We start from the raw sequence: 19,235 nt of genomic DNA on the forward strand, positions 1-19,235 counted from the left end.
TTTCCAAGCCAGCCGCAACTCTGGCGACTGAACCATACATACGTTTTTTACTTTTTCTCCTCGATAAGCTTAGTGAAAGAATCAAACCTGCCTTTGATATATCTGCCTTCCTTCACAATCACTATATGGCTGTCTTTTTCGCCCTTAATTTTGATGCTTATCTTGCCGTAGACATCACCTTCCGCCACCAGCTTTCCGATGGCTCCGTCGTCATAATTCTGTTTAAGTGCGATATCGATACTTTCAATATCGCTGTACCTTGTAAGAAAGCATATATCCGGCACACAAAGAAATTTATCTGTGAAATAGAATTTTTCAAACCTGCACTCGGGTGCAGCACCGCAAAGTGTCTTTACATCATCCTTGTCAAGCCGAGTCAAACATCGCTTCATTCCGGCGAAATAAGTGTTTTTGAAATAGCCGAGCACCCCTTCCAACAGATACAGCAACAGCGCGATCAAACACAGTGCCGGAAGCCATACGATCGGCTTTACGTGTTCACGTACCAGATGAGTTATAAACCAGACGATAAAACCCAGAGTAGTGATACTACCTAAAAGAAGGAACTTTACCAATTTCGAGGCTTTTTTGAAGAACCATGTTCTAATAAAGCTCATTAATTTCATACCGAAAACTCCTCTCCGCTTAGATCAGTGTTCACTGTGAGTGAGATTTTTCTTTTCTTCAAGCATACACATGAATTTTCTCTGCTCTGCCAAGAAAGATACACTGTCTTCGATACGTATTTCGACCTTGCTGTTATCATCCATGAAAACTCTTAGATAGTACGTGTAATCGTTTGAACGCGGACAAGGCATTTTTAACACAGACACATTCTTTATCTTATCATAACGCAGCAAAGCAAAATATGCCGGTGCGCATAGGAATCTGTCCGTCACGTAGAAAGTGTCGTAATACATCTTTTCGGGAGAACGTGTGCCCAGACTGTTAAGGTCGTATTCCGACAATTCTTTCATAACCTTTTTGAGCTTAGGGTAAAGTGAGAAAATTGCAATGCCGCCAAAAGCCAGCAAAACAGCTCCTAAAAGCGTTATTGCACTTCCAAGCTTTGTCACCGTCGTCAGCAGTGACTTTACACCTGCTATCGTAACAAAAATTCCGATAACAAAAGCGACAAAATGAATGACAAGATGTCCCATACACATCTTATAGAACCAGTTATTCTTGTAATCGTTCATATCTCACTCTCCCTTATACAGATAGTTTTTTAGCTAAACGTTTTGGGGTCAGTACGAATATGCAGAACTATTTGTGATTACGACGGTTCGCGAAGGTAGCTTCCGATGCAGTTCCACAGTTCTCTTGTATGTTCACCAAGGAGTTTTTCTGCCCTGTCATAGATAGTTTTATCGTCCCACAGGGGTTCCAGCAGAGTTACCTGTACAAGATTCTGTACTTCTTCATCACCCTCTGCCGCAAACTCTTCGTACATATCAAAAATACGGTGCAGAGTTTCGTCTGATAAATAACCGTCACGCATCAGCAGTTCTGCTGTAAGCCTGTTGAAAACATTCCCGAAAACGACATGGGGAAGGAACTCGCCATCAACTGTTTCGGCTTCGGTCTGTTCCCTTAATTCGGGGAAACGGTCGGTTATCGTTTCCGCACCAAGTTCAGCATATGCGATCATGGTCTGCACCTCACTTTATCGATATTCTGCTGTAAAAAGTAAGCTTATTCTCGTTACATTTCTGCAAATTCAACATTCGGACAGCAGTCTTTCAGCGTATCGCATACTTCTCCGAAAGCATAGTCTGCAAAAGTATTATTATCACCGAATTTTCTGAAAGTATAGGTTTTGTCTGCAGTATGCTCCTGCTATATATCTTTCAGAATCGTTCAGCCATATCAGAACTGCTCCAGGAACCTCATGTCGTTTTCGTAAAGCAGACGCATATCGTTTATGCTGTAACGTCCCATGGTGATTCTTTCAAGACCGATACCGAAAGCGAAACCGCTGTAAACCTCGGGGTCGATGCCGCATTCTTCAAGCACCTTGGGGTGTACCATACCTGAACCCAGAAGCTCTACCCAGCCTTCCTGCTTGCACATGGAACAGCCCTTGCCGTGGCAGTTGAAGCACATGAGGTCAACTTCTGCTGAGGGCTCGGTGTAAGGGAAGTGGTGAGGTCTGAATCTTACCTGAGTTTCCTCGCCGTAAAGACGCTTCATAAGCAGTTCGAGAGTACCCTTGAGGTCAGCCATTGTGATGCCCTTATCGATAACGAGACCCTCTATCTGGTGGAAGAGAGGTGAATGAGTTGCGTCAACAGCATCGGAACGGTAAACACGACCGGGAGAGATTATCCTTATAGGAGGCTTTCTGTTCTCCATAGTTCTTATCTGAACGGAGGAAGTCTGTGTTCTCAGCAGTACGTTCTCGTTGATATAGAATGTATCCTGAGTATCTCTTGCAGGGTGGTGCTTAGGCATATTCAGCGCCTCGAAGCAGTAGTGGTCAGTCTCGACCTCGGGACCTTCAACTATATCGAAGCCCATGCCAAGGAATACTTCCTCAACCTGCTCGAGAGTCACCTGCAGAGGGTGAGCTCTGCCTATCTTGGTCTTCTTGCCGGGGAGTGTAACGTCAAGTCTTTCAGCTTTCAAACGCTCTTCCTCAGCCTTGCTTTTCAGTTCTTCCTTACGTGCGTTGAGGGCTTCCTCGATATCGCTTCTGACCTTGTTTGCCAGCTGACCGATAACAGGTCTTTCCTCAGCTGAAAGCTTGCCCATCTGCTTGAGTATAGCAGTCAGCTCGCCCTTTTTGCCAAGGAACCTTACACGGAAATCCTCCAGCAGCTTGATGTCGCTGATGCCCGAAAGTTCGGACTTTGCGCGTTCCTCGATGCTAGTTAACTGTTCTTTCATGTTTATCCTCCTAAAAAAATATACTTAACTTGATTTATCTTATGGCTTACGTACTGTTTTAAGTATGTAAGTATCGTCATAAACAACTTTTCCGCCGTGGGACATCACAGCTTTGTATACGCCCTCAAAGAACGGAGTTCGGTAGGGCTCTTCAAGCATGATGTGGTCGCTGTGGGTACCGATGTACTGTATGTACTCATCGGCAGTATACTCGCGCCTGCCCTTGAAGTTCTTCGTTTCAAGCTCGGTGAAGCCGTAGTTCACGGCATTATCGTAAACGAAACCACCCTTGTAGTTTGTGGGGGGCTTGAAGTATGCGTCATAGACTTTCTGGATATCCGCAAACAGCGCAGGGTCGGTAGTCTGATAGTCTCCGTGGAGATACATCATCGCCAGCATACCGCCGCTGTTCAGCAGTTCAAAAGTTTTTGAAAAGGCGATATCCTCGGGTATCCACTGTATCGTCGCGGCGGAGTAGATAAAATCGAACTTCGCGCCGCCGAAATCATGGGTGATGAAATCATCGTTTATAAGCGAAAAATTATCCCGCCCGCCGTACTTCCTGCGCAGCATCTCGGCGAAATTCTCGCCTAATTCGATGGCAGTATAGTCACAGCCAGTGGAAAGTACAGGCTCGGTAGCCTGCCCCGTGCCGGGACCCAGTTCAAGCACTTTTGTGCCCCTGCCTATGCCCGCCTTGGCGATGATATGCTCAAAAAGCTCGGGGCTGTAATGTATGCGCCATTTATCGAACTGCTCGGGTATCGTATCAAAGCAAAGCCTGTATTCCATACTCTCTCCTCTGAAACAAAAACGGTCTTGTCCAAAAAACAGGACAAGACCGATAATGACGTTCTTGTATACATTCAAGCTGTACTTGAATGTGACCACCCTGAGGAACCAACATTCCCCTTTCCCGTAACGCAGGCTCAGCGTCCGTGCTTACAAGCCAAAGCCTTCGGCACAGCCACTCACAAGTGAACTTCGGCACTCCGCGAAATAAACCGCTTTCAGCCCAATGGCGGTTCTCTCTGAAATCCGTGTTGAGTACGTACTCTCTTGGTCATAGTGTTTGATGTGATATTTATTTACAAAGTATATGATAGCATATTCTTTCGGGGATTTCAAGGGGTTTACAGAAATTTTACATTTGTGATTCGCGATAGACTTCTATTCTTTTGAGTGACAAATTATTTTTCCATAAAAACTCAGCGACGATCATCTGAAATCATCAAGGATATACTCGTTTTTGCAACGGTATACGTCACAATACTCAACAGCATACCAATCTGCATCAATGTAAACCGTACTTGTTATTATTTTCGGGATAGCATCACCGACAGATACTGTTAAAACACAGTATTTGCCTTTGTTTTTGTAGAATTTTTTCCTATCAATAATATGACCAACATTAGATTCTCCATTTTTCAGTACACGCTTTTTTTGTATCATGTATTTCATACTATTCAGAATATGACTGATCATCGCAATAATATTAGAGACAAGTAATAAAATATTAACCATATAAACAGCGGCACCAAGATAACTGTACACAATATGATTATACATGGAAAACCAGGCAACAATTGCTATACTGACACATATTATTACAGCCACAAAATTGTATTTTATCATGTTAAACTCATATTCGGCTTTTGTAATATATTCATTATTCATACTCGTTTTTCATTTACTTTTTCCTTTTAGGACATAATAAAGCTTTTTAAATATACTATCTGGCTTATTTATATAATTGTTTTCATGCTTCTCATGCCAAAAATTATTGTAAAAAAACACCAGCACCGCCATCGTGATGATTATCGCGTAGCCCACAAAGCTCCATTTATCGGGGAACTGGTTCAGGAAAAGTATGCCGAGTATAGTCGAGAATATCACCTGTGAGTAGTCATACACCGATATCTCTTTCGCGGGGGCGTGGGAGTATGCCGCGGTTATGGAGAACTGTCCGCCTGCCGCCGAAATGCCCGCCGCAAGCAAGCAAAGGAACTGCGCCAGTGTCATCGGCTTGAACTGTATTATCAGGAAAGGCAGTGCAAACAAGCTTGAAAATGCCGAGAAATACGCAACAATCACAGGGCCTTTCACACCGTGCTGTCCTAAATAACGTACACAAGTATAGGCAAGACCTGCGCCCATTCCGCCTAAAAATCCGCATATCGCGGGAAAAAGCTCAACATTCGAGAAAGTTGGCTTGATGATGAATAGGCTTCCGAAGAAAGCACCCGCCACCGTCAGCGCCTGAAATGCCGTCAGCTTCTCTTTCAGGAAAATGAATGAGAAAACAATAACGAAAAACGGCGACATTTTGTTTAGCATCAGCGCGTCCGAGAGGTGCATTTTGCCCAAGGCGTAGAAATTTCCAACCATGCCGATTGTTCCGCCGAAAGCTCTCACAAAGAGCACAGCATGGTTCTTTTTGTCGCCTATCTCGAACTTCGTGCCGCTTTTTTTCAGCGAACCCAGCGCGATGAACAGTGCGAAAAAGTTTCTGAAAAAGACTTTCTGCATTGTGGGCAGATCACCTGATTTTTTCACGAACAGCCCCATCAGCGCAAAGAAAAATGCCGATAGTACTATATAAAATACTGCCTTGTATTTACTTTTAACCATCGTTCTCACGCTTTCCGCGGGAGGTCATATACTCATGCTCCCTTGCAAGTTCGCCCGCCAATGCGGACACCGTCCAGTCCCTGTTATGGGGCGTTACCATAGCTTTCAGCGGAATATCACAGCACTTGCTCCTCAGCATAGTCACAGCCTTGTTGAGGTCTTTGCTGTCCAGTCCCGAGAAGATAAGCAGTTCCTCGGTAACTTCCGTTCTTGCCGTGCTTTCGGTATACCCCGAAAGTCCACACACATATCCTACACTGTCTGCACCGCAATCTTTCGCCGAGGCTGTGTACTTACCGCCAACTGCCGCCATTACTTCGGCGATGATTTCAGCCTTTTCCTGCGGGACATTCACCCCCGCCGCCACCTTCGGCAAAGGTGAGCTGAGCCTTGCTTTCATTTTACCACTTCCTATAAACCGTGCTTATGGAGGGGATCCCACTCCATATCTTCCTTACTGTATAAATCGTCATCGTCAGTGATGACGTTATAATTTTTCTTCGGATACTTTATCTCCTCATGCAGCTTTTCTATCAGAGTGAGCTTTGACTTGGTGTCGATGAATTTCAGCACCGCAAGGCTGTCCTTGGGCTGATGATCGCTCTCGCCGCCCTTTCTGCTGACTTTTGTAAACTGCGACTTCTCACACTTTTTCAGCTTGAAACACATATTGCCCCTGCCGTCCTGAGATGAACGCTCGACTTCATCGTAATATAGGGTGACTTTCAGCATATCCCCCATGAGACCCAGTTTTTGCAGATGTTCAAGTCTGTCGGTATAGATACGTGTATATAACCTTGTATCCCTTGAGAGAGTGTAGTATCTGTACAAAATAATTCCCACCGCCGCATTGCCTGCCGCAAGGAGCATTAGCAGTACCTTTATAATGATGAACTTCACAAACAGCGAAAGAGCGAATATCACTCCCGCAAGAATGAGATTTTTGTACATTTGTTTGGACATTTTTCTGTGTTCCGCAAGATCATTCAGTGCCTTAGCCTGCTTTTCAGTCCGTGAAAGCTTAGGCGGGAACACGTATATAGGCTCATTCTCCAAGTTCATCACCCCTCTTTTCCGAAAATTTATTATACCATATCCCGATTGAAAAATCAACCCTGCCGTTGCTGAGAAAGCTGTATTATTCCGACGAAATTCCGGGTTTATTGGGTTCAGCTTTTTATACTTGGGATTCCTCATCATCACTTGAATCGACTGTGATAATTACATATTTTAGTAAAGAATTTTCCCTGAAAACCCGCAATTCTCGGCAAATTGTATTTCTGCATCGGTAATTTTTACATTTTGTTCATGGAACGGCTTTCTGTGTATGGTATAATATTGGTTGACTTTGAATAAAGTCGATGATTCAACCAAACAGAAATGGGGGAAATACATGACATATATTTCAAGGAAAGTCTGTGCTGCCGCAGCGGCTGCAGCGCTTGTATTCTCACAAGCAGCTGTGTGCGCATTCGCTGACAGTGCGGAAGAACAGGATATCTCTGCGGCTGAGGGCTATGCATCTGAGGATGTTGTCACAACAGATGATGAAACCTCGACAGACGGAGAATCCACTGCCGAAGAAGACTACGCAAAGGGCGATGTAAACAACGACGGCAAGGTCAATGTCACTGACGCAGCAATGGTTGCGGCTCACATCAAAGCGAAAAGGATGCTGAGTGTAAAAGGTCAGAAAGCGGCTGATGTCAACGGTAACGGCACCATAAATGTTGCTGACCTTAGTCAGATGCTGGCTCAGATCAAGGGCATAAGGCTCATGAACTGGCTGGATCTGCTGGAAACTGTCGATGAAAGCAGCATCGTTCCAGCAACGACGGAATTTACCAAGCTTGATAACATCGTATCACTGCGTGGAGATGTTACAGTCAACTGGACAGCTGTTGAGGGCGCAAACGGTTACGATATCGAGATCACCGGCGAAAGCAGGTCCGAGAAACGCGTGACCCGCAACAATAAGCTCACTATAGATGAGCTAAGATGGGCTGATGACGATATCATCTCTGTAAAGGTGATGCCATTCAAATATTACAATACTCCCAGCAAGCGCGGCGTTAAAAGCTACTCTGACGGATACGAGTGCGAATTGCGTGTCAAGCCTGAAAACGTGACAGGGTTAAAAGCTGTGTCCGAGCGTAACTATGTCAAGCTGACATGGAAATCTGCTGCCGATGCAGACGTTTACAACGTGTACTATAAAGTTGACGGCAAGGAACACTACTATGGTCAGTACTCAGAGCGCAGCCTGAAAATCAACGTATCGCCCGAGAAGGACTATGAGTTCAGAGTTCTGGCAGTTAACACCATCGGCAAGAGCTATGAAAATGCTGATAAGTCGCCTAAAGTCAAGGTACACACACTTCCCTACTATGCGAAGGCTGCTGCTGTACTCGATAAGGTGGGCTGGGATCTTCAAAAGGCATTCAACTGGTGCGCAATGCCTTATGCATATTACATAAACGGCGAATGGCTGCCGAGAGACGGTTCTCCGGGAATGGAATGGTATGCTGACAGAGGCTTCGACGCACACGTAGGCAACTGCTACGTAATGGCAGCCTGCTTCTGTGAAATGGCTAAAATGCTGGGCTACGACGCTCATCAGATCGCAAGCTGCACACTTAGCCGCAACGGACAAGTCGACCATTCATGGGTGGAGATAAACGACTTCAAAGGCGATGGCAAGTCCTACATCTTCGACCCCGATTTCCAGTCCGAAACCGGCAAGAACGGCTTCGCCATATCCTACGGCGATAAGGGTACATTGATGTACGACATAAACGGTACACATAAACGAGTGATAATGAGCTGATATAATGGAGGAAAATAAAATGAATAATATGATCATGAAGAAAGCATCTATCCTTGCGGTAATAGCTGTTACTGCACTGAGCATGAGCGCCTGCGGCGATACCAAGAAGAATGAAGAGTCCAAAAAAGATACCACTTCTTCCGTTGCTGCCGCTGTTGAAGTAAGCACATCAGATGAGGAAGTAGCTGTAACTCCTGCACCAGTTGAAAGCAAGGTTGATGAAGCCCCAAAGGTAACAGAGACCGCTGAGAAGATCCACGTTGAGTTCAACAACAACGCTGGCGTAGCTATAACTCTTATACAGGTACTCGACAAGGATGGTAAGTGTATTGCTGATCTGATCGAGGAGGGTGCTTTTATCTCCACAGGTATGTCCATGGGCTTTGAGATTCCTTCGGGTCAGGATCTGACTATCAGATACGGTACCGAGGATACTACTATTTTCGATATCAAAGGCGTAAACACAAGTGATTATACTTACATACAGCTCTGCCGCAACGTAAATGAACCTTCCTTAAAGTGCATGACAAAGGACGGCGAAACAGTTACCATCAAAGGCAAGTATGTATCAGGTTTTGAATACAGCGAGTATGCTCCCGGTGAGATCGATCCTAACTACAACGATAACACCTACGATTATAATAACTACGATGATACTACCGACTATAACAACTATGATAACAATGTCGATTACAACAACGGTGGTGACACCTATACCGATAATGGCGGCAATGGCGACGGCGGCTGCATAGGCGACGACGCTTTCACATTCTGATATGAGCAAGGACACTGAAAAGAAAAGCAGGATACTGTATTTCAGCCGAATAAAGGCACTTGCCTGCATCGCGGTGGTGGTTCTGCACGGCTGCTACATGGCAGGCGGTGCTTTCGCAAGGAATAATATCGAGCGAATGACCACCCTGTTCACGGTGCGCAACCTTATGTACTGGGCTGTTCCGTCTTTCATGATGGTGAGCGGTGCGCTGATGCTGGACGAAAAGCGGAAGATCGACTTCAAAAAGCTCTTCGGAAAGTATATGCCGCGAATGGTGATAGCATTGTTTTCTTTCGCCGAGATATTTGCGGTGTATGACCACGCAGTTTACCAGAAGGACTTCAAGCCAGCGCATCTGCTTGAGGGTGTGCGCCACGCGGTGTTAGATACTTTCACAGAAAACGGCATGAGCTGGTCACACACATGGTACCTTTACCTGATGATCGCTTTTTACCTCACGCTGCCGATCTACCGCATCATAACAAAGTCGGCTGACAAAAAGGAACTGCTTTATATGCTGGGTCTGCTGTTCGTAGCAAACTCTGTGATAACAGCGGCTAAAACGCTTATCGGCTGTGACACGCTGGTGTTCTATATCTTCATCAACAGCATCTTCCCACTGTATTTCTTCATGGGATATGCGATACACAATGAAAAGCTTAAAATCGGACGGATACTCAGCGTGATATTCATACTGATAGGCGCGGCGGGAATGATCTTCATGACCTACTACCGTCTGCACACAGCAGATGCAGAAACTGCTGAGCGTGTGAAAAATATCGCGGATCAGTACTTCGCACCACATACCGTGCTTGCTTCTGCTGGAGTATTCGCCCTGTTCAAGTCTTTCGATAAGAGCAAGGAGATACCTTTCATCGATAAAGCGGCAGCTGAGATAGATAAGTGCTCTTTCGGGATTTACCTGATACACATGATCGTGTACAAGCACATCTTCGCAGTGATGAAGTTTGACCCATTTGCACACGGCGGCGCAGTTACGCTTATTCTAATAATGCTGATAACTTTTGCAGTGTCTTATGTGATAACAAGAGTACTGAAATTTGTACCCTTAGTAAAAGAAATAATATAACACAAAACGGAGGATGAAAAACTATCCTCCGTTTTTTTATGATATTCCGTTCCAGACAATAGATCAGTTGCTGAGTTCGTCCATCTGCTTGATGAGGTCACCGAAGAGTTTGAGGGCATCGGTTACGGGTTTAGTGGTGGACATATCCACACCTGCATTTTTCAGCAGAGTTATGGGGTCAGCCGAGCAGCCACCGCATAGGAAGCCCTCGATATAATCCTTAACAGCGGGAGCACCCTCTTTCAGAATACGCTGAGAAAGCGCAATCGCCGCCGAATAGCCTGTTGCGTACTGATATACATAGAAATCATAGTAGAAATGAGGAATCCGTGCCCACTCCATCTTGATGTCTTCGTCCAGAACTATTCCGTCGCCGAAGTACAGCTTGTTCAGATCGCCGTAGATCTGACAGAGAGTGTCTGCTGTGAGCGTGTCACCGGAAGCGCATATCTCACTGCATTTCAGCTCGAATTCAGCAAACATGGTCTGCCTGTACAGAGTGGTGCGGAACTGCTCGAGGAAGTAATTTATCAGGTATGCTTTCTCTTTCTTGTCCTCGGTGTGGGCAAGCAGATACTGCATCAGCAGTGCCTCGTTGCAGGTTGAAGCCACCTCAGCCACAAAGATAACATAATCGCTGTATACCACAGGCTGAGTTCTGTTGGAGAGATATGAATGCAGTGCGTGACCCATCTCGTGTGCAAGCGTGAACATACAATCAAGGGTATCCTTATGGTTCAGCAGTACAAAGGGGTGAACTCTCGCGCCCGCAGAATACGCACCGCTTGTCTTGTTCTCGTTCTCATAAACGTCTATCCAGCGGTTCTCAAAGCCCTCTTTCAGTATCGAGATGTACTCCTCGCCCATGGGTGCAAGGGCTTTCAGAACAGTCTCCTTAGCCTCTTCAAAGGTGACTTTCATGGTGAAATCCGAAACTATCGGTGTGTAGAGGTCATAGAAATGCAGTTCGTCAACACCGAGAAGCTTCTTGCGCAGAGCCACATAATCGTACATATAGTTCATATTATCGTGAACTGCCTTAATGAGGTTGTGGTAAACCTCCACAGGAACTTCGTTGGCTGAAAGCGAGCTTTCAAGGGCTGAGCTGTACTTTCTCGCCTTTGAATAGAATTCCAGCGCTTTCATCTGAGAATCGAGAGTTGCCGCACAGGTATTGCGGAAACTGCCGTAACCCTTGTAGATAGAGTAAAATGCGGACTTTCTCAGTTCTCTGTCAGCATCCTTTACCAACGGGATATAACTGCCGTGAGTAACCTGATGGGTCTTGCCCTTGCTGTCAACAGCGTCCTCGAATTTAAGGTCGGCATCTGAGAACATGGAGTATATCTTATCGGCGGCATTGCCCATCTCACCTGTCATGGCGATAAGTCTTTCCTCTGCTTCGGAGAGGACATGGTCTTTTTTCAGGCGGATACGGTCAAGATGTCTGCGATAGAGTTCAAGACCGCTGTTAGCTTTGTAGAAGCCCTCCAGCACGTCATCGGGTATAGCGATGAGTTCGGGGGTTTCGAAGCTTCCCGCCGCACCGATAGCTACATATACGTTCATCAGCTGACCTGTGTAACCCTGATACTTAGCCACAGCGGTGTCCTCATCGGACTTACGGTGGGCGTAGTTTGCAAGTGCATCAGCAGATACGGATATCTCATCGCACAGCTTTAAATATTCAAGCAGAGTATCGGCGCTCTCGCCAAGCCTGCCTTTATATGATGCGATAGTCTCGGGGAGCTTTTTAAAGTCCTCCAGCGCCTTTTCCCACGCTTCATCGGCTGGGAAAATATCTTCCAGCGCCCAGGTGTTCTCCTTAGCGACTTCGCTTCTCTTTGGTATTCTTTCTTCGCTCATTTGTTATCCTCCATTCGGTAAAAAAAATATAACAGTAATATTATACCATGTTCTGCTGTAAAATACAAGCATTTTGTGAAAAATAGTTTTGCATGACTAACCAACTAATTTACGACTTAATCGTACAAAGCCGTGTCATCAAATGTAGAGGCATTACGATTTGCATGACTTTTTAATTCGAGTGTTATTTTAACAAGTTTTCTAAAGTTTTAAATCGGATTTTTAGTTAGTTCTTGACAAATGTTTCTGCGATTGTTATAATATAGTTAATAAGTATCAAGCTGATTATCATTTTGCTTGATAAATATGGAAGAAGGAGGAACTCGAATGAACAAGATTCATACGAATGTAGCAATTTATAACGCAAACGTCAATGATATGTAGAAAGGTCAGGTGAAATTTAATGAAAAAGAATTCATCAAATAAAATGAAGAGAGTAGCAGCAGGTCTTTGTGTAGTCATGATGATAAGCGGCGCAGTACCTGTGGGCGTTATCGGCGGCGTTGCGGCTATAAATGCAAGTGCTGAAACTCGGTCTGTATACACACCTCCAGTTATCAGTTATCTGAAGGGCTATAATGCTGTCAAACTCAGCTGGAATGAGATAGAAGGCGCTGAAAGATACGCTATTGCAGGCTATATCAACGGCGAGTGGAAGATGCTGGACAGGACAGAGGACACTACTTATACACTCAGTGGTCTGACCGCTAATACAGAGTACAGAGTATCTGTTATCCCTATGCTGAATGGAAAATACGTCAAGGATTTCTCCAACAGCATCGTTGTAACACCTAAGCCTGTTTATCCCAAACTCTCCTCTATCCAATACAACAAGACCTATCATCAGTTCAGGCTGAGCTGGAACAAGATCCCTAACGCGCAGTGCTACGGTGTTGCTGTATATCTCGCAGGCAAATGGAAGATAATCGATCAGAATATTTCTGCGAATACCACCACCTACACTTCACCCAAGCTGAGACCCGGCAAGACCTACAAGATGATGATTGGTGCCAAGGTAAACGGCAAGTGGGATCTCTCCAATGTAAACAGCAGAGCTTTCACCGTTACTGTCAGGTAAGTACTGAATAATTCTCTTTTTTATAGTTCTTTAAGAACCGGGATTTAAATTATAGATAAAACGAAACCGCCATACTTAGTACGGCGGTTTTTCTGTAATTATATACCGGAGCCCAAAAACTCGCTTTTCATAAAGTCGGACTTTACTTTTTGCTGTCATTACGGGGGAAAAGCTCGCTTATAAAACAATAAACTATCCCGGAGATACCTCCCGGGTCAGCAAGCAATGGTATCAGTGCGAGCCACTTGTGTTTGAATTGCAGCGAAATAAGCACTCCCACAGCACACAATATCCCGCCGTAAAGCGGCGCACCCGAGGGAACATAGCTATCGGCTTTTTCGGGGTGTTTTCTGTTATATCTTCCCTTGAATATCAGATAGTAGTTTATAAATATCATCGCCGCACCGGGCACGAATAAGATCAGCCCAGCCAGAAAGTATTGAAGTGCCATGGATCACCGTACCTTTCACAAAAGCGCCCTGTCATTTCGGCAAGGCGCTTTTTGTTGTTATTATGCACATATCCTGCACTAAGACTTTGTACAGACATATGTTTTTATTTTTAACTCAGACATATTTCTGCAAAAGTTGTACAAAAACGTACAACTTTTTGCTGATAATCGCTGTATATAGAAGAACTTATACTCTGATGTCGCCCTCGAATACGGTAACAGCTTCACCTGTCATGAATACAGTTTCGTCTGTGTAGCGGATCTTCAGGTTGCCGCCGCGCAGCATTACTGTTATTTCCTCGTTCTTGGGACAATAGCCGTTCAGCACTGCTGCAACAACAGCTGCGCAGGCACCTGTACCGCAGGCAAATGTTTCGCCCGAGCCTCTCTCCCATACACGCATTTTCAGGGTATGAGCGTCTATCACCTTGATGAACTCGGTGTTCACTCTCTCAGGGAAGATAGCGTCATGCTCAAACTGAGGACCGACCTTCTCGATATCCATATCGTCGATATTGTTCATGAATACGATGCAGTGAGGATTACCCATGGATACGCAGGTAACACGCTGCTTCTCGCCTGCTATCTCAACTTCCCTGTCAACTACGTGACCGTTCTCGTCAGCCGGGAGAGTGCAGGGTATCTTTACTGGATCAAGGATAGCGGCACCCATATCAACGGTAGCGCCATTTACCTCGCCGTAATGTCTGCTGAGCTTGACCTTGATGATGCCCGACAGTGTTTCTATGGTCATCAGGTCGCGGTCAACCAGACCATTATCACGCATGAACTTAGCCACACAGCGTATGCCGTTTCCGCACATCTTACCCTCTGAACCGTCGAGGTTGAACATTCTCATACGTCCGTCGGCTACCTTTGAGCGGCATACCAGTATTACGCCGTCGCCGCCGATACCGAAATGTCTGTCGGAAAGGTTCAGCGCAAAGCCCTCGGGGTTATCTATCATGCGGTCGAAGCAGTTGAAGTAAACGTAGTCGTTGCCGCAGCCGTGCATCTTGGTGAAGTGCAGAGTGGTCTTTTCGCGGCGCATATTGTTTATATCAACTATCTCAGTGTTGCTCTCGTTGTACTTGCTCCTGATGGAGGATGCGATAGCGTTTGCAGTATCTATGGAAGTCAGGCATGGGATATTCCACTCAACTGTCTTTCTTCTGATCTTAACAGAATCACGCGAGGGGATACGACCCTTGGAAGAAGTGGAGATAACGTAGTTCACCTTACCGCTCTCGATGAGGGTGAGGGTGTTCTCGTCGCTCTCGTGTATCTTGTTCACGGGGATAGCATCTATGCCGTGTTCTTTCAGCACCTTTGCAGTACCCTTTGTAGCGTAGATGGTGAAGCCAAGGTCTGCGAACATCTTAGCTGTCTGGGGAATTTCCTTTTTATCGGAATCACGGACAGTGATGAACACGCCGCCCTTCTGCTCAAGCTTGTAGCCAGCAGCAGTCAGACCCTTGTACAGAGATTCTTCCAGTGAGCTGGAAACTGCCAGAACTTCACCAGTAGACTTCATCTCAGGTCCCAGGTGGTTATCAACGCCGATGAGCTTTTCAAAGCTGAATACAGGCACCTTAACAGCCACATAAGGCGAATTGGGGTGCAGACCTACACCATAGCCCATATCGCGGAGCTTTTCGCCCAGCATAGCCTTTGTAGCAAGATCTACCATAGGCACGCCTGTAACCTTGGATATATAGGGGATAGTTCTTGAAGAACGTGGGTTAACTTCTATTACATACAGTTCATCATCATAGATGAGGTACTGGATATTTACAAGACCCTTTGTTTTCAGGGAGAGAGCCAGTCTCTTAGAGCAGTCAACTACCTTGTCGATAAGTCTGTCGGATACGTTCCAAGCGGGGTAAACAGCTATGGAGTCACCCGAGTGGATACCTGTTCTCTCGATATGCTCCATGATACCGGGGATAAGAATCTCCTCGCCGTCGCAGATAGCATCTATCTCAAGCTCGATACCCATGAGGTACTTATCGATAAGCACGGGGTTCTCGATACCCTGGTCGAGTATGATAGCCATGTACTCCTTGATATCAGCCTCGTTGAAGGCGATTATCATATTCTGTCCGCCAAGCACATAGGAAGGTCTCATCAGTACAGGGTAGCCTATCTTATCAGCTACATCAAGAGCTTCTTCACAAGTCATAACGGTAAAGCCCTCGGGACGCTTGATGTGCAGGTCTTCAAGCAGTTCGTCAAAACGCTCTCTGTCCTCGGCAGCATCGATGGAATCAGGAGGTGTACCCAGTATCTTAACACCGTTCTCGTTGAGGTGCTTGGTCAGCTTGATAGCGGTCTGTCCTCCGAAAGCTACAACTACACCCACAGGCTTCTCAACGCGGATAATGTTCATAACATCCTCGTTGGTGAGAGGTTCGAAGTACAGTCTGTCAGCTGTATCAAAGTCAGTGGAAACTGTCTCAGGGTTGTTGTTTACGATAACTACATCATAGCCATGCTCTTTCAGCGCCCATACGCAGTGTACGGAAGCATAGTCGAACTCGATGCCCTGACCGATACGTATAGGACCCGAACCGAAAACTATTACGGTATCCTTCTTCTGCTTCTGCTCAGCGATGAACTCGGCAGCTTCGTCCTCGTCATCGTAGGTGGAGTAGAAGTAAGGTGTATTGGCAGCGAACTCGGCAGCACAGGTATCAACCATCTTGAATACTGCGTGAGCAGGTTCTTTGACCTTTTCGCCCGAGATGCGCTCGATTACCTTATCGGGATAGCCCATCTTCTTGGCTTCAAAGTATGTTTCCTTGGAAACGTTGCCCTTAGCCAGTTCTTTTTCCATATCTATCAGCTTGCAGAGCTTGTTGAGGAACCACTCGTCTATCATAGTGATGGAGTGTATCTCATCAACGCTCACGCCGCGGCGGAGTGCTTCGTATACAACGAACATTCTCTCATCGCTGGGTTCATGCAGCTTTGATCTTATCTCATCATCAGAGAATTCAAGCATCTTGGGCGAGATAAGGCAGTCGTGACCTATCTCGGCACCGCGAACAGCCTTCATTATAGCCTGCTCGAATGTTGTGCCGATAGCCATTACTTCGCCTGTAGCCTTCATCTGGGTGCCCAGTTCACGCTTAGCATAAACGAACTTGTCGAAAGGCCACTTGGGCAGCTTAACTACAACGTAGTCCAGCGCAGGCTCAAAGCAAGCATAGGTCTTGCCTGTTACGGCATTCTTTATCTCGTCGAGAGTATAGCCAATAGCTATCTGTGCAGCGACCTTTGCTATGGGGTAGCCCGTAGCCTTGGAAGCCAGTGCGGAAGAACGGGAAACTCTGGGGTTTACCTCTATAACGGCATACTCGAAAGTCTCGGGGTTCAGTGCGAACTGACAGTTACAGCCGCCCTCTACTTTCAGTGTATCGATTATTTTCAGTGCAGCGGAACGCAGCATCTGATATTCCTTATCGGCAAGGGTAACAGCAGGCGCGATAACGATGGAGTCACCTGTATGTACGCCAACAGGGTCGAAATTCTCCATGGAACATACGGTTATAACGTTGCCCTTGGAGTCTCTCATTACCTCAAACTCGATCTCCTTCCAGCCTGCGATGCACTTCTCTACCAGTACCTGAGTGATAGGCGAGAGGTACAGACCGTTTCTGGTGATCTCGATGAGTTCTTCTTCATTATTAACGATACCGCCGCCTGTACCACCCAGTGTGAATGCGGGACGAATGATGAGCGGGAATCCGATGCCGGGCTCTTTCGAGAAAGCAACAGCATCTTCAACGGTATTTACTACCTTGGAGGGTATGCAGGGCTGACCGATTGATTCCATCGTATCCTTGAACAGCTGTCTGTCCTCAGCTTTATCGATGGTCTCGGGGTTAGCGCCAAGCAGCTTTACGTTATACTTATCGAGGAAACCTTCCTTAGCCAGCTGCATCGAAAGGGTCAGACCTGTCTGTCCGCCCAGTGTGGAAAGCAGGCTGTCAGGACGCTCCTTGATTATAACCCTCTTGACTGTTTCAAGTGTCAGGGGCTCGATATATATCTTATCCGCCATAGCGTTGTCGGTCATTATGGTTGCGGGGTTTGAGTTTATCAGTATTACCTCAAGACCCTGCTGCTTCAGCGCACGGCAAGCCTGTGTGCCCGCATAGTCGAATTCGGCTGCCTGACCTATAACGATAGGTCCCGAGCCTATGACCAGAACACGACGTATCTCTTTATTCAAAGGCATTTTTATCTATCCTTTCTGTCAGACATTTTCAGATTCGGGAGAATTTTTGTACTCGTCTATCAACTCGCAGAAGCGGTCGAAGAGGAAGCCCGTATCAAGAGGGCCTCCGCAAGCCTCGGGGTGGAACTGCACCGAGAAAGCGGGTTCGCTGGTATAGCGCACACCCTCGCAGGTGTTGTCGTTGGCATTAACGAAGCTCTCCTCAGCGCCGGCAGGCAGAGTATCACTGATAACTGCATAGCCATGGTTCTGGGAGGTTATATAAACTCTGCCCGTTGCGGTCTCCTTACAAGGCTGGTTAGCACCTCTGTGACCGTATTTCAGCTTCTCGGTCTTTGCACCGTGGGCAAGTGCCAGCAGCTGGTGACCAAGGCATATACCGAAGGTCGGTATTTTAAGTGCGCTTATCTTTTTCAGTTCTTCGATTATCTCAACGTTCTCGGCAGGGTCTCCGGGACCGTTGGACAGCATGATACCATCGGGAGCCAGCTCCTTGATCCTGTCTATCTTGGTGTATGCGGGAACTACTGTTACCTCGCATCCTCTGTTGACAAGACATCTGCCGATGTTAGCCTTTGCTCCGAAATCGTACAGAACAACACGGCGCTTAGTCTCACCCTCGGGGGAGAAAGTCTCTTCCTTATCGCAGGTGGTGTTCTTTACAGCCTCTACTATTTTATAGTTCTTTACTTCCTCGGGCACAGAGCCGTCGGTGGAAGTAACTATCTTACCGTTCATTACACCATGCTCTCTGACTATCCTTGTCAGACGTCTGGTATCTATACCGTACATACCGACAATGCCGTTATTGCGCAAAAAAATGTCAAGATCACCCTCGCATCTGAAATTGCTGGGCTCTTGACACCATTGTCTTACAATATACGCTTTTACATGGGGACGGCTGCTTTCAAAATCCTGGGGGATAACTCCGTAATTGCCGATCAGCGGGAATGTCTGAACAACGATCTGTCCATAATAGCTGGGATCGGTAAGGGTCTCAAGATAGCCCGTCATAGCGGTAGTGAATACTATCTCACCAACAGCTTCGCCGACAGCGCCAAAGCTTTTGCCCTCAAAAACTGTGCCGTTTTCAAGAATTAGATATGCCTTCTGCACTTTAAATCCTCCTTTAAACATTCTTCAAGATATTATATCACATCACGACTTATTTGTAAAGGGCATTTAATACAAAATTCAGATATTTTGATCTGCCATTCATACCTCATTTTGCTGTGTTGGTAATAAACCTGGCGGAGGGAAATAAAGATTTTTCAATCATGCATCAGTCAGCGCCGTATTTACAGAAGATATTCATATATTCGTGAGCTACTGCATCACCATGCACCACTAATATTATTTACAAATTATTAATAGCATATTAATCT

Annotated in this window: 18 protein-coding genes; 5 read left to right on the top strand and 13 right to left on the bottom strand. The window is 46.1% G+C overall.

All coding sequences use genetic code 11. From position 1 onward, the window contains the following. Positions 1 to 47: 47 nt before the first annotated feature. From BM265_RS04540 to BM265_RS04560, 5 genes are all read right to left on the bottom strand, one after another. Positions 48 to 626 carry a hypothetical protein gene (locus BM265_RS04540; RefSeq protein WP_074960390.1) on the bottom strand — a complete coding sequence of 193 codons (579 nt, stop codon included), beginning with the start codon at positions 624 to 626 and terminating at the stop codon, positions 48 to 50. 24 nt (positions 627 to 650) lie between these two features. After that, positions 651 to 1,199, bottom strand: a complete 549-nt coding sequence (locus BM265_RS04545; protein WP_074960391.1) for a hypothetical protein — start codon at positions 1,197 to 1,199, stop codon at positions 651 to 653. 77 nt (positions 1,200 to 1,276) lie between these two features. Continuing rightward, positions 1,277 to 1,651 (bottom strand): DUF7674 family protein, encoded by a 375-nt coding sequence (locus BM265_RS04550; protein ID WP_074960392.1) that lies wholly within the window; start codon positions 1,649 to 1,651, stop codon positions 1,277 to 1,279. Between the two features lie 218 nt (positions 1,652 to 1,869). Then, positions 1,870 to 2,889, bottom strand: coding sequence for a phenylalanine--tRNA ligase subunit alpha (pheS, locus tag BM265_RS04555; protein ID WP_074831415.1), 1,020 nt, complete (start codon positions 2,887 to 2,889; stop codon positions 1,870 to 1,872). A 39-nt stretch (positions 2,890 to 2,928) separates the two neighbouring features. Then, positions 2,929 to 3,681 carry a class I SAM-dependent methyltransferase gene (locus tag BM265_RS04560; RefSeq protein WP_074960393.1) on the bottom strand — a complete coding sequence of 251 codons (753 nt, stop codon included), beginning with the start codon at positions 3,679 to 3,681 and terminating at the stop codon, positions 2,929 to 2,931. Between the two features lie 27 nt (positions 3,682 to 3,708). Between BM265_RS04560 and BM265_RS20355 the strand changes: the two genes are divergently transcribed. After that, the gene (locus tag BM265_RS20355; RefSeq protein WP_207646262.1) at positions 3,709 to 3,870 is read left to right on the top strand and encodes a hypothetical protein; all 162 of its coding nucleotides are present in this window, start codon (positions 3,709 to 3,711) and stop codon (positions 3,868 to 3,870) included. A 237-nt stretch (positions 3,871 to 4,107) separates the two neighbouring features. Here the strand turns inward: BM265_RS20355 and BM265_RS04565 are convergent, their stop codons facing one another. From BM265_RS04565 to BM265_RS04580, 4 genes are read right to left on the bottom strand one after another with little or no spacing between them, the layout of a single operon-like run. Next, positions 4,108 to 4,566: a hypothetical protein gene (locus tag BM265_RS04565; protein ID WP_074960394.1), complete on the bottom strand. Its 459-nt coding sequence runs from the start codon at positions 4,564 to 4,566 to the stop codon at positions 4,108 to 4,110. A gap of 9 nt (positions 4,567 to 4,575) precedes the next feature. Next, on the bottom strand, positions 4,576 to 5,520 hold the full coding sequence (locus BM265_RS04570; protein WP_242940771.1) for a DMT family transporter: 945 nt from the start codon (positions 5,518 to 5,520) through the stop codon (positions 4,576 to 4,578). After that, positions 5,513 to 5,920: a DUF3783 domain-containing protein gene (locus BM265_RS04575; protein WP_074960395.1), complete on the bottom strand. Its 408-nt coding sequence runs from the start codon at positions 5,918 to 5,920 to the stop codon at positions 5,513 to 5,515. The genes BM265_RS04570 and BM265_RS04575 overlap by 8 nt, the downstream gene beginning before the upstream one ends. An 11-nt stretch (positions 5,921 to 5,931) precedes the next feature. Beyond that, positions 5,932 to 6,582: a hypothetical protein gene (locus BM265_RS04580; RefSeq protein ID WP_242940772.1), complete on the bottom strand. Its 651-nt coding sequence runs from the start codon at positions 6,580 to 6,582 to the stop codon at positions 5,932 to 5,934. Between the two features lie 331 nt (positions 6,583 to 6,913). Between BM265_RS04580 and BM265_RS04585 the strand changes: the two genes are divergently transcribed. The 3 genes from BM265_RS04585 to BM265_RS04595 are packed head-to-tail and all read left to right on the top strand — an operon-like array spanning position 6,914 to position 10,212. Continuing rightward, positions 6,914 to 8,347: a dockerin type I domain-containing protein gene (locus BM265_RS04585; protein WP_074960396.1), complete on the top strand. Its 1,434-nt coding sequence runs from the start codon at positions 6,914 to 6,916 to the stop codon at positions 8,345 to 8,347. Positions 8,348 to 8,366: 19 nt separating this feature from the next. Further along, the gene (locus BM265_RS04590; protein WP_074960397.1) at positions 8,367 to 9,122 is read left to right on the top strand and encodes a hypothetical protein; all 756 of its coding nucleotides are present in this window, start codon (positions 8,367 to 8,369) and stop codon (positions 9,120 to 9,122) included. A gap of 1 nt (position 9,123) precedes the next feature. After that, positions 9,124 to 10,212 carry an acyltransferase gene (locus BM265_RS04595; protein ID WP_074960398.1) on the top strand — a complete coding sequence of 363 codons (1,089 nt, stop codon included), beginning with the start codon at positions 9,124 to 9,126 and terminating at the stop codon, positions 10,210 to 10,212. Between the two features lie 63 nt (positions 10,213 to 10,275). Here the strand turns inward: BM265_RS04595 and pepF are convergent, their stop codons facing one another. Beyond that, positions 10,276 to 12,078 carry an oligoendopeptidase F gene (gene pepF, locus BM265_RS04600; RefSeq protein WP_074960399.1) on the bottom strand — a complete coding sequence of 601 codons (1,803 nt, stop codon included), beginning with the start codon at positions 12,076 to 12,078 and terminating at the stop codon, positions 10,276 to 10,278. Positions 12,079 to 12,481: 403 nt separating this feature from the next. On the opposite strand from pepF, the gene BM265_RS04605 reads away from it, so the two are divergent. After that, entirely contained in the window at positions 12,482 to 13,156 is a 675-nt protein-coding gene (locus BM265_RS04605) for a fibronectin type III domain-containing protein (RefSeq protein ID WP_074960400.1), read from the top strand. A gap of 142 nt (positions 13,157 to 13,298) precedes the next feature. Here the strand turns inward: BM265_RS04605 and BM265_RS04610 are convergent, their stop codons facing one another. From BM265_RS04610 to BM265_RS04620, 3 genes are all read right to left on the bottom strand, one after another. Further along, the gene (locus BM265_RS04610; RefSeq protein WP_074960401.1) at positions 13,299 to 13,607 is read right to left on the bottom strand and encodes a hypothetical protein; all 309 of its coding nucleotides are present in this window, start codon (positions 13,605 to 13,607) and stop codon (positions 13,299 to 13,301) included. 187 nt (positions 13,608 to 13,794) lie between these two features. Continuing rightward, on the bottom strand, positions 13,795 to 17,850 hold the full coding sequence (carB, locus tag BM265_RS04615; protein WP_074960402.1) for a carbamoyl-phosphate synthase large subunit: 4,056 nt from the start codon (positions 17,848 to 17,850) through the stop codon (positions 13,795 to 13,797). Between the two features lie 18 nt (positions 17,851 to 17,868). Beyond that, positions 17,869 to 18,987, bottom strand: coding sequence for a carbamoyl phosphate synthase small subunit (locus BM265_RS04620; RefSeq protein ID WP_074960403.1), 1,119 nt, complete (start codon positions 18,985 to 18,987; stop codon positions 17,869 to 17,871). Between the last annotated feature and the right edge of the window lie 248 nt (positions 18,988 to 19,235).

This window comes from Hominimerdicola alba, assembly GCF_900112155.1.
Taxonomy (GTDB): Bacteria; Bacillota; Clostridia; order Oscillospirales; family Ruminococcaceae; genus Hominimerdicola; species Hominimerdicola alba_D.